The 10,592-nt window shown below is 61.5% G+C and carries 8 protein-coding genes and 1 tRNA gene; 2 read left to right on the forward strand and 7 right to left on the reverse strand.

Going from position 1 to position 10,592, the window contains the following annotated elements:
• Positions 1–14 precede the first annotated feature (14 nt).
• The 4 genes from ACFMPD_RS07530 to doeA form a co-directional block, all read right to left on the reverse strand.
• Positions 15–662, reverse strand: coding sequence for a hypothetical protein (locus ACFMPD_RS07530; RefSeq protein ID WP_380993181.1), 648 nt, complete (start codon positions 660–662; stop codon positions 15–17).
• A 17-nt stretch (positions 663–679) separates the two neighbouring features.
• Positions 680–1,855: a tyrosine-type recombinase/integrase gene (locus ACFMPD_RS07535; RefSeq protein ID WP_380993182.1), complete on the reverse strand. Its 1,176-nt coding sequence runs from the start codon at positions 1,853–1,855 to the stop codon at positions 680–682.
• 146 nt (positions 1,856–2,001) lie between these two features.
• A tRNA-Ser gene (locus ACFMPD_RS07540) sits at positions 2,002–2,091 on the reverse strand.
• Between the two features lie 149 nt (positions 2,092–2,240).
• On the reverse strand, positions 2,241–3,425 hold the full coding sequence (gene doeA / locus ACFMPD_RS07545) for an ectoine hydrolase DoeA (protein ID WP_380993183.1): 1,185 nt from the start codon (positions 3,423–3,425) through the stop codon (positions 2,241–2,243).
• 158 nt (positions 3,426–3,583) lie between these two features.
• On the opposite strand from doeA, the gene ACFMPD_RS07550 reads away from it, so the two are divergent.
• Both ACFMPD_RS07550 and ACFMPD_RS07555 read left to right on the forward strand, forming a co-directional pair.
• Positions 3,584–4,072, forward strand: a complete 489-nt coding sequence (locus ACFMPD_RS07550) for an Lrp/AsnC family transcriptional regulator (RefSeq protein ID WP_380993184.1) — start codon at positions 3,584–3,586, stop codon at positions 4,070–4,072.
• 150 nt (positions 4,073–4,222) lie between these two features.
• A complete protein-coding gene (locus tag ACFMPD_RS07555; protein WP_380993185.1) occupies positions 4,223–5,605 on the forward strand; it encodes an aspartate aminotransferase family protein in 1,383 nt (460 codons plus the stop codon).
• 20 nt (positions 5,606–5,625) lie between these two features.
• Here the strand turns inward: ACFMPD_RS07555 and ACFMPD_RS07560 are convergent, their stop codons facing one another.
• Genes ACFMPD_RS07560 through ACFMPD_RS07570 form a run of 3 tightly spaced genes read right to left on the reverse strand, consistent with a single transcriptional unit; the run spans position 5,626 to position 10,522 of the window.
• The gene (locus tag ACFMPD_RS07560; RefSeq protein WP_380993186.1) at positions 5,626–7,878 is read right to left on the reverse strand and encodes a molybdopterin-dependent oxidoreductase; all 2,253 of its coding nucleotides are present in this window, start codon (positions 7,876–7,878) and stop codon (positions 5,626–5,628) included.
• Positions 7,879–7,935: 57 nt separating this feature from the next.
• A complete protein-coding gene (locus ACFMPD_RS07565; protein ID WP_380993187.1) occupies positions 7,936–8,796 on the reverse strand; it encodes an alpha/beta fold hydrolase in 861 nt (286 codons plus the stop codon).
• 4 nt (positions 8,797–8,800) lie between these two features.
• Positions 8,801–10,522: a PHA/PHB synthase family protein gene (locus tag ACFMPD_RS07570; RefSeq protein WP_380993188.1), complete on the reverse strand. Its 1,722-nt coding sequence runs from the start codon at positions 10,520–10,522 to the stop codon at positions 8,801–8,803.
• Positions 10,523–10,592: the final 70 nt, after the last annotated feature.

The raw sequence follows: 10,592 nt of genomic DNA on the forward strand, positions 1-10,592 counted from the left end.
TGGATTGGCGGAAACTAGCAGAACCTTAGCTCAATCCATGGTTCAAGGTTGGGTCTACGCGTCTTCGCTTCGGATAGGAGCTTTCTCGAAAGCTCGTCTCCGATGGCAAGAAGATCCGAGGTCAACGGTGCTTCTTCATCTTTTTGGATCGATAGCTGTCTGAGGTAAATCATCATCACGTGCGGCAAAACACGTTGATATTGCGACCATTTTCGCTCCAATGTGCGGACACTTACATCGCTCAAGGATTTTGGCCATTTCTTAGTGTGATCGGGGTCGTCACTGCGATGCAGAAACGACCCGTAGGCGGCCTGTTCGGCGAGTGCCGCAGATTTTGTTCTGCCATCTTGCCAAATCAGTGAGACGGCTCTTCCCAAAGGACCGACTGCCTCCGAGAAAATGTCCTCGACACGCTTCATTACTTCATTTGCATAGAGACGCGGTCGGTCGAATTGCACTACGTTTGTTAGCGCTGCAGCTCTATCAGACGTCGACAGAACGTGATGGTGTGACCTCAGCCAGTCAAAGTACAACTGCCCCAATAGACCGTTATGCAGGTCATAGAAATTTTCGTCTGATCCGACCGAAATCACAAGCGCCTCAATAGCCAGCCAGGACGCCTCTTCTTCATCTACGAACGATAGGTTCTTGGTCCTAGCCACGTATACTTTTGCTGCCTTCATTGCACACCAGAAACAAACAGATTCCAAGCAGACATGAGTCTTCTTCTTTGCTGGATTAGGTCAGAGCGAGCGTATGCGCGCTCGACCTCTGACCCTATCTGATGCGCCAAGCTCATTTCAGCCAGTTCCCGACTGAAGCCGGGCTGCTCTGCAGCCCAATCGCGAAAAGCCGACCGGAATCCATGGACAGTGATGCCATCAACTTTCATGCGGCGAAGCAGCATTAGCATCGCCATGTTTGACATTGGTTGGTGACGCTTCTGACCTTCGAAAACCACTTCTGAACGGAGGGCCTGAAGTGGCTCAATGATTGCCAGCATCTGTTCTGTTAGAGGAATGCGATGCTCCTTGTCAGCTTTCATCCGCTCGGCGGGGATCGTCCATAGATGCCCCTCCAAGTCGAACTCCTCCCATCGAGCTTTTAACACTTCGCTTGTGCGGCTAGCGGTGAGGCAGGTAAACATGAGCGCCTTTGCGGCCATTGCATCTTTAGTCGCCAGTTCAGCATAGAAGGCGGGCACATCTTGCCAGTGCATGGCCTTGTGGTGCTGCACCTTCTGTTTAACTTGCGGCAGAACACGAGCATCGCGGATCGTGGTCACAGGATTTTCACCGTCACGAAATCCCTTTGACTTCGCCACGTCGAGAACGGCCTTTATCCGCTGTGCAAGCCGCTTTGCAGTTTCATGTTTCTCAGTCCAGACTGGCAATAGCACTTGCAAAACTTCGGGTTGACCGATCTCAGAAACAGGCAGACGGCCTATTTTGGGGAATGCATAATCGGCTAGAGTATTGATCCACTGCTGGCCGTGTTTAGGATTCTTCCACGTCGGCAAGCGTTCAATGTGAACTTGCCGCGCAATCTCTTCGAAGCAAGGTATCTCCTGTCGCCCGTTGTAGCGAGGGTTGATGCCCTGCTTTGCGAGGCGGCGATATTCTAAGGCTCGGTCACGCGCTTCATTCAGTGTAACGACATCAGCGCCGCCAAGTCCGAAATCCGTCCGCAATGGCTTGCCTTCACGGTTGCGTTGACCCTTCACAGTAACGCGCACAATCCATCGCCGAGCACCGGACGGATCGACCACTAGGTACAAACCGCTGCCGTCGCCATGGCGACCGGGGCCGAGGGTTCGCACCAGATTCTTTGTCAGCTTTCCACTCAGAGCAGCCATTAAATACCACGTTTCCTACCACGCAATGAATAGAAACGAGTCTAATCGAAGAAAGCTCAATAGCAACAACGAATGCGGATGAATCAACAAAAACAGCCCCGTAAGGGGTTAAACAGCATCGAACGCAATTGTATGAAAATGGTAGGTGGCGGAGACGAAGGGATTCGAACCCTCGAGACCCTTCCGGGCCTACTCCCTTAGCAGGGGAGCGCCTTCGACCACTCGGCCACGTCTCCGCCGACCCGTTTAGCGGCGCAGGCGCGGGGAAACAAGGCGAAAATGCGGGCCAGCGAGCATCACTGGGAAAACCGCCGGCCGCGGTTCCGGCAAAGGTGTGGGTGAGGGATCCGCGCTTTTGGCCCTTGCCACGGTTGCGGTCCGGCCGTCAGGGTTTAACGAACAGTTTGCGCGGCAGGTCGCACAGGCATTCCGCCGGTCCGCTGTTGCGGATAAGAATGCTTTCGGTGATCTCGAGCCCCCAATCCTGCATCCAGATGCCAGGCATGAAATGAAAGGTCATGCCCGGCTTCAGAACGGTTTCGTCGGTGGCGCGAAAACTGATGGTGCGTTCGCCCCAGTCGGGCGGATAGCTCAGCCCGACCGGATAGCCGCAGCGGCCGGCCTTTTCTATCCCGGCCTGACGCAGGGCGGCATAGAGCGCATTCGCCACGTCGCAGGCGCGGTTGCCGGCGCGGGCCATGTCCAGCCCCGCGTCCAGACCGTCGATCAACGCGGATTCGGCATTGCGCATCTCGGCTGGGGGCTGGCCCAGGAACACGGTCCGGCAGATCGGTGCGTGATAGCGACGGTAGCAGCCCGACAGTTCGAAAAAGGTCGCAGCGCCGGTTTCCAGCGGCCGGTCGTCCCATGTCAGGTGAGCCGCCGAAGCATCGGCGCCGGTCGGCGCCAGTGGCACGATTGCAGGATAGTCGCCACCAAAGCTCTCGGTTCCGGCGATGGCGGTGTGATAGATCTCCGCGATCAGGTCGTTCTTGCGCAGGCCGGGGCGCATCCGCTCCAGCACCTGCCGGTGCATCCGTTCACCAATGCGCGCGGCCCGGCGCATGAATTCGATTTCGCGTTCGGATTTGACCGCTCTTTGCCAGTTGACCAGGGCGGTGGCGTCCGCGAAACGGGCAGCAGGCAGTCCGGCCTGCAGGTTGCCAAAGGCGGCGGCAGAGAAATAGTAGTTGTCCATTTCGACGCCGACGGTTCCGCGGTCCCATCCCATCTCTGCGATCAGCTCACACAGGTTCTGCATCGGGTGGCGCTCGGTCGATTGCACAAAATCGTCGGAATAGGACCGGATGCGCTCTGGCTGCATGTAGACGGTGCGCAACGCGCCATTTGCATCGATGCCGCGCCCCCACCACAGCGGCGCGCCCTCGGGGCCCACCAGCACCGCCTGATGAACATAAAAGGACCAGCCGTCATAGCCGGTCAGCCAGGCCATGTTCGAGGGGTCTGTGACGATCAGGGTATCGATATCCTTAGCCTGCATGGCCGCGCGCGTCTTTGCCAGACGGGCGGCGTATTCGGCGCGGCTGAACGGCGGATCGGTGGGTGGCATGGTTTCTCTTTCGCTGGGGGTCGGGCAGAGCAGCGGACCTGACCGACTAAATCCGGCCCGGGCGGCCGGGTCAATGGCGCCGTGCGGGCCGGGCGTTACTGTCTGGAAACTTGGCCGGCGCTGGCCCAGAATGGCCGCAACCCGCCAACGGAGGTGACATGCTGCGCGTCGACCGGATTGATCTCAGGATTCTCAAAACTCTGGAACGCCGCGGGCGGATCACCAAGACCGCGCTGGCCGACGAGGTCGGCCTGTCGGCAACGCCGGTCTGGCAGCGGTTGAAGCGGCTGGAAAAGAGCGGTCTGATCGATGGCTACCGGGCCGAGATCAACCTGTCGAAGCTGGCGCCGCACGTCACCGTCTTTGTCGCCGCCGAACTGGCCGATCACACCGCCGCCCGGTTCCGCCGGTTCGAAGAGGCCGTGCAGTCCTATGACGAGATCACCGCCTGCTGGGCACTGGGGGGCGGGTTCGATTATCTGTTGCAGGTCGTCACCCGTGATATCGGCGCCTATCAGCAGTTGATCGACAACATGCTCGAAGCCCGGATCGGACTGGCGCGCTATTACAGCTATATCGTGACCAAGCCGGTCAAGGGCGGTGCGGGGTTGCCGCTGGACCGGCTGTTGCCGGGCGACAGGGCATAACCCGGTATTTGCGTCCGAAAGCAGAGGAAGCCTCTGGAAAAACTGCAAATTCTGCCGCTTTTCTTGCGCTGATACGGGTTAAGGTGGCGCTGGGCGGGCGCACGGGGTCGGTTGCGGCGCCCTGGGCAAATCTCGACAGGGGAGCGGAACATGCTGCACAATGACGAACTGGAAAGTTGGGATCGCGAGACGTTTTTTCACCCGTCGACTCATCTGGCCGATTTCGCCCGGGGAGATCAGCCTCAGCGGGTTATCAAGACCGGGCGGGGGGTGCGGATCACCGATCGTGATGGCAACAGCTTTCTGGACGCTTTCGCCGGTCTTTACTGCGTCAATGTCGGCTATGGCCGTTCCGAGATCGCCGAGGCCATCGCCGAACAGGCGCGCGAACTGGCCTATTATCACGCCTATGTCGGGCATGGCACCGAGGCCTCGATCACCCTGGCGAAAATGATTCTGGACCGCGCGCCGCCGGGTATGTCCAAGGTCTATTTCGGGCTGGGCGGTTCGGATGCCAATACCACGAACGTCAAGCTGGTCTGGTATTACAACAACGTACTCGGTCGGCCGGAAAAGAAAAAGATCATCTCGCGCTGGCGCGGCTATCACGGCTCGGGGCTGGTCAATGGCTCGCTGACCGGGCTGAAACTGTTTCACGACCAGTTCGATCTGCCGCTGGACAGGTTTCTGCACACCGAGGCGCCATACTATTTTCGCCGTACCGATCTGGACCAGACCGAAGAACAGTTCGTCGCCCATTGTGTTTCCGAACTGCAGGCGCTGATCGCGCGCGAGGGCGCCGACACGATCGCCGCCTTTATCGGCGAACCGGCGCTGGGGACCGGCGGGCTGGTGCCGCCGCCGGCCGGCTATTGGCCGGCCATTCAGGCGGTGCTGGACGAACATGACATCCTGTTGATCGCCGACGAGGTGGTGACCGGGTTCGGTCGCCTGGGCGCGATGTTCGGCAGTGATTTCTATGGAATGCGGCCCGATATCATCACCATCGCCAAGGGGCTGACCTCGGCCTATGCGCCGCTTTCGGGATCGATCGTCGGTGACCGGGTCTGGGCGGTGCTGGAACGGGGCTGTGACCGGTTCGGTCCCTTCGGGCATGGTTGGACCTATTCCGCGCATCCGCTGGGGGCGGCGGCGGGCGTGGCCAACCTGAAACTGATCGACGAGCTGGATCTGGTGCGCAATGCCGGTGATGTCGGTGCCTATCTGAAACGGGCGCTGCAGGACGCTGTCGGCGGGCACGCCAATGTCGGCGAGGTGCGCGGCGAAGGCTTGCTCTGCGCGGTCGAGTTCGTCGCGGACAGGGGTGACCGGGTGTTCTTTTCGCCGGACAGGGCGGTCGGGCCACGGGTCAACGCGGCGCTGCTGGCGCGCGGCGTCATCGCGCGCGCCATGCCGCAGGGCGATATCCTTGGATTTGCGCCGCCGTTCGTCCTGACCCGCGCCGACGCTGATGAAATCGCTGGGAAACTGGCGGATGCGGTGGCCGAAATTCTCGGGCCTTCGGGCAGCTAAAGGGCGGTCGGCATGGCGGCTCAGTCCAGCCTTGCAACCTCGACCAGCGCGGTATGGGCACTGCAACCCTGGCCCAGACGCGACGTGCCGATATCCCGGGTCAGCACGTTGGGATTGCCGTCCGGGTCGATATTGCCGCCGGACCCACCGTACCAGGCACCGGTGGGCAGGGCCACCACACCCTGCAGGATATCCGCCGACACGCGCGCCCGCGCCCGGCAGGCGCCCCGGGCATTGTGCACCCGGACCAGGTCGCCGCTGGCAATGCCCCGCGCCGCGGCATCCTCGGGATGCAGGATCAGGGTTTCGGGCCGGGCGCCGGGAACATCCGCCAGCGCGCATTCCAATTGGCTGTGCAGCTTGTCGCCGGGCTGTGGCGACACCAGATGCAGCGGCTTTGCCGGCGTGGCAGCGCCCAGCCACTCCGCCGGCGGCAGCCAGACCGGGTGACCGGGACAATCGGTATAGCCGAAGCCGTCGATGGTCTCGGAGAAAATCTCGATCCGGCCTGACGGGGTTTTCAGCGGGTCGGCGTCGGGATCGGCGCGGAACCGGGTCAGAAACGAGGGCGCGTCGGGGCCGCAGCCGATTGGCAGTTTTACCCAATTCTGCTGCCGCAAATCATCGAATTCCGGCAAATCCACGTCCAGCGACGCGGCGCTGTCGCGATAATCGTCATAGAGATGGCGCAACCAGCCGCCGGCATCGCGCCCAAGGGTGAATTCCTCGCCTGCGCCCAGTCGTTGGGCCAGCCCGGAAAAGATGTCGTAATCGTCGCGCGCCGCGCCGACCGGCGGGATCAGTTGCGGCATGCTGAACAGATGGTCATCCAGATCGCTGCGGCCGATATCCTCGCGCTCATAGGGGGTGGTGGCCGGAAACACGATGTCGGCGCGTTTCGCGGTTGCCGTCCACCAGGGCTCGTTCACGATGATCGTTTCCGGCGCTTGCCAGGCGCGGTTCAGACGGTTCAGATCCTGATGGTGATGAAACGGGTTGCCCCCGGCCCAATAGATCAGCCGGATATCGGGGTAGGGCGCACGCCGGCCGTTGAAATCATAGGGCTGGCCGGGGTTCAGCAGCATGTCGGCGATCCGCGCCACGGGAATAACCCGGCGCACCGGGTTTTCGCCCTGGTCCAGCGTCATACCGGGGATTTTCCTTACCGATTTGCCGATGCCGCCGATGGCGCCATAGCCGTAGCCGACGCCGCCACCGGGCAGGCCGATCTGCCCCAGCATGGCCGCCAGCACCGCCGACATCCAATAGGGCTGTTCGCCATGTTCGCCCCGCTGCAGCGCCCAGGCAACGGTGATCAGCGTGCGCGTGGTGACCATGCGGCGGGCCAGCGCCCGGATCGTGTCGGGTGCCACGCCACAGATCGGCGCCGCCCAGTCGGGGGATTTCGGCACGCCGTCGCTCTGCCCCGCCAGATAGGGCAGAAACCGGTCAAACCCGGTGGTGTAGCGGTCGACAAAGGCCCGGTCCGTCAGCCCTTCGGTCTGCAGCACATGGGCCAGCGCCAGCATCAACGCCGTATCCGAAGCAGGCCGCAGCGGCAGCCAGTCGCAGCCCTCGGGCGCGTCGTCGCGCTGGGGACCGATATTGATACGGTGCATGCCGGTCTCGGCAAAGCGCTCGAACCACGAGGCGGTCTCGTGATCCGTGATGCCGCCCATGCTGACCTGCGCGTTCTTGGGGTTGATACCGCCGAACATCACCAGTGTTTCGGTATTGTCGGCAATGGTCTGCCAACTGTCCTGCTCGCCGTAAAGCTGCTGCAGAAACGGGATGCCGAACACATGCGGCATGATCGCCTGCGCGCAGCCGGTGGAATAGCTGCCGAACGAGGCGACATAGCCGCCGATACAGTTCAGAAAGCGGTGAACCTGGCTTTGTGCGTGGTGGAACCGCCCGGCCGAGGCCCAGCCATACGACCCGCCAAAGATCGCCTGATTTCCATGCGCTTTGCGCACCCGGTTCAGCTCGGTTGCGGCAATGTCCAGCGCTTCGTCCCAGGGCAGATCCACGTAATCGTCCTGACCGCGCCGGTCGCGGTTGCGGCTGTTCAGCCAGCCGCGCCGGATCGCGGGGCGCGCCACCCGGCTGTGGTGATGCACGGCGGCGGGCAGGATGTCGGGCAGGGATGTCGGGGCGCGATCCCCGGCAAAGGGGTGCGTGGCGACGATCCGGTCGCCCCGGGTCTCGACCAGAAACGCCCCCCAATGGCTGGAGGTCACCCTGATATTGTTCTCGCCGTTGTCCGCGCCCATGTCACACCCGCTGCTGTCGCGCCCAAGCTCTGCCCGGGCGCCGCGCCGCAGGCAGGATCAGTCCAGGAAGGACGAGATCAGCGTCGCGACCTCGTGACGCCGAGAATACATCAACAGGTGCCCGTCCTGAAAGACATGCAATTGCGCATCGGGGATCAGGTTGGACAGCAACAGCTGATTGCTCAGCGGAATCAGCCCGTCATATTGCCCCGCCAGCACCAGCGTCGGCTGCCGCAACTGCCACAGCCAGGGCAGGCTGGTCCAGCCGCACATCGCCCGCACCTGGGTGAAATAGCCTTGCGGTGTTGGTGCGATCGCGTGCTTGGAATATTCCCGAAAGGTTTCCGGGTTCAGGATCACGTTGCCGCCATACATCCAGGGGCCGATGAAATTGCCATAGGCCTTGTCGGCATAGCGCATCGGGAACAAGATCTCGGACAAGGCGATCGGGGTGCCCCACCAGCTGCCGATGCCGCCCGCCGAGGTGATGGCCAGCACCAGCTTGTTCACCCGGTCCGGCGCATCATAGGCCATCTGCTGCGCCAGCGAGCCGCCCCAGGAAATCCCCAGGACGTCGAATTCGTCGATGCCCAGCTGATCTATCAGGGCCATCGCAAATGCGGCAAAGTCCGGGATGGTCCGCACCTTGCGGTTCACTTCGGACCGGCCGAGACCGGGCGCATCAAAGGCGATGACGGTCCGGTCGGGCAATTCGTCGATCAACGGGTACAGAATCTCGATGGACTGGCCCAGACCGTTGCAGATCAACAGGGGCGGTGCCGCGGCGTCGCCCGGTTTCAGCAGGTATCGCACCTTTGATCCCATGACCGTTGTCGTGGCCAGCGGGTGATCCGCCGCGGCGTCTTGGCCGCCGGGCGGGCCAGAGTCGGCAACGGTCGGGAAAAGCGTCCGCAGCATCGGCTCAGACCTTTTCGCGGACGTAATTGCCGGGGGCATCGACCTGCGGCTTGTAGGTCCGGTTGCCCAGCGTGCGCGGCTTGGCGCGGTCTTCGCCCGGGTTATTCTCCTGCAGCCAGTCCAGCCAATGGGGCCACCAGCTGCCCTGGGTGACCTTGGCCGTCTCCAGCCAGTTGTCGGCATCGCCGGTGCGCTCGCCCTCGACCCAGAACCGGCGGCGGCTCTTGACCGGATGGTTGATCACGGTGCCGGACACGTGCCCGCCGGTGGTCAGAACATACTCGGTCGGTCCCGAGACCAGCGAAGTCGCGTTGAACGAGCCTTTCCAGGGTACGATGTGGTCGCCATCGGCGGCCAGGAAATAGCAGGGCACGTCGATATTGCGCGTGTCTACCGGCGTGTCCAGCAGGGTCAGCGCGCCGGGTACCTTCAATTTGTCCTCCATGTACATCGCCTCGACGAAATAGGCGTACCACTTGGCCGGCAGGTTCGAGGTGTCCGAGTTCCAGTACAGCACGTCAAACGGCGGCGGCGACTTGCCCATGAGATAGTTGGAGATCACGAAATTCCAGATCGACTCGTTGACGTGCAGCATCGCCATGGCGTTGGCGATATCCCGTCCGGGGGCCACTTTCTCTTTCTTCAGCCTGAGACTGTAGGCCTCGTGCTGGGGTTGGTCCATGAACACCTTGACTTGCCCGGGATCGGAAAAGTCGATCAGCGTCGACAGGAAGGTCGCCGAGCCGACAAGCGTGCGCAGATCGTCCGGAATGACCGACAGGGCGGAAATCAGCATGGTGCCGCCGTTGCACCACCCCAGCATGTCGACATCTTCGGACTTGGACACGGCCGAGGTCACCTTCAGCGCCTCGAAAATGCCTTTCGAGATATAATCGTCCCAGGTGTATTCCCCCAGTTCCGGTCCCGGGTTGCGCCACGAGATGGTAAAGACGCTTTGGCCTTGTTCCAGCAGGTAGCGGATCATCGATTTCCGCTCGTTCAGGTCGAAAATATAGAATTTGTTGACGCAGGGCGGCACGATCAGGATCGGGTTGGCGCGTACCTTGGCAGTCATCGGCTGGTATTGAATGACCTCGATCAGCTCGTTGCTGAAGATCACCGATCCCGGGGTGGTGGCCAGGTTCCGCCCGACTTCGAACGCGTCTTCGTCGGTGGTGGTGATATATCCCTTTTCCAGGTCGCTCAGCAGGTTCTGAAAGCCGTCGATCAGGCTTTTGCCACCGGTTTCCTTGGCCAGTTTCAGCACTTCGGGATTGGTCAGCATATAGTTGGACGGCGCGATGTTGTCCGCCGCCACGCGGGCGTAAAAGCTGAGCTGGTCCTGTTTCTGATCCGGCAGACCGGCATTGTCGGCCAGATCGATCATGGCCTTGGCGGTCAGTTCGTAGGATTGCCGCAGCACCGGAAAAATGCCTTCGTTCCAGGCTTCGTCCTTAAAGCGCGGGTCCTTGACCGCTTCGGCCTCGTCGGTCTTTTGCATCGCCGCGTTCAGCCAGACCTTGGCCATGTCGTTCTGGTATTTCAGCCAGGTGCTGGTCCAGTCGGCAAAGGGCGTGTCGCCGTCGCGGTACATGGTCTGAAAGGATTTCAGGAAATCCTGCGACATCTCCATGATCTTGGCGGGTTCCATGTCGGAAAACACCGGATGCTGGGCGATGGATTGCTTGAGAACCTTTTCCAGGTTGGCAACTTGATCTTTGTCCATTTCATTTCTCCTTGCGGGAAGTACGGGTGGGCGGATTGGCGAAAGACGCCCCTCACCCCCTGCCGCGGTT

This window comes from Sedimentitalea sediminis (assembly GCF_042687825.1).
Classification (GTDB): domain Bacteria; phylum Pseudomonadota; class Alphaproteobacteria; order Rhodobacterales; family Rhodobacteraceae; genus Sedimentitalea.

What these genes read in the sequence shown, in the direction of transcription:
- ACFMPD_RS07535 (WP_380993182.1), bottom strand. Translation starts at nt 1,855, where the DNA reads ATGGCTGCTCTGAGTGGAAAGCTGACAAAGAATCTGGTGCGAACCCTC.
- ACFMPD_RS07560 (WP_380993186.1), bottom strand. Translation starts at nt 7,878, where the DNA reads ATGGGCGCGGACAACGGCGAGAACAATATCAGGGTGACCTCCAGCCAT.
- ACFMPD_RS07570 (WP_380993188.1), bottom strand. Translation starts at nt 10,522, where the DNA reads ATGGACAAAGATCAAGTTGCCAACCTGGAAAAGGTTCTCAAGCAATCC.
- ACFMPD_RS07555 (WP_380993185.1), top strand. Translation starts at nt 4,223, where the DNA reads ATGCTGCACAATGACGAACTGGAAAGTTGGGATCGCGAGACGTTTTTT.
- doeA (WP_380993183.1), bottom strand. Translation starts at nt 3,425, where the DNA reads ATGCCACCCACCGATCCGCCGTTCAGCCGCGCCGAATACGCCGCCCGT.
- ACFMPD_RS07550 (WP_380993184.1), top strand. Translation starts at nt 3,584, where the DNA reads ATGCTGCGCGTCGACCGGATTGATCTCAGGATTCTCAAAACTCTGGAA.
- ACFMPD_RS07565 (WP_380993187.1), bottom strand. Translation starts at nt 8,796, where the DNA reads ATGCTGCGGACGCTTTTCCCGACCGTTGCCGACTCTGGCCCGCCCGGC.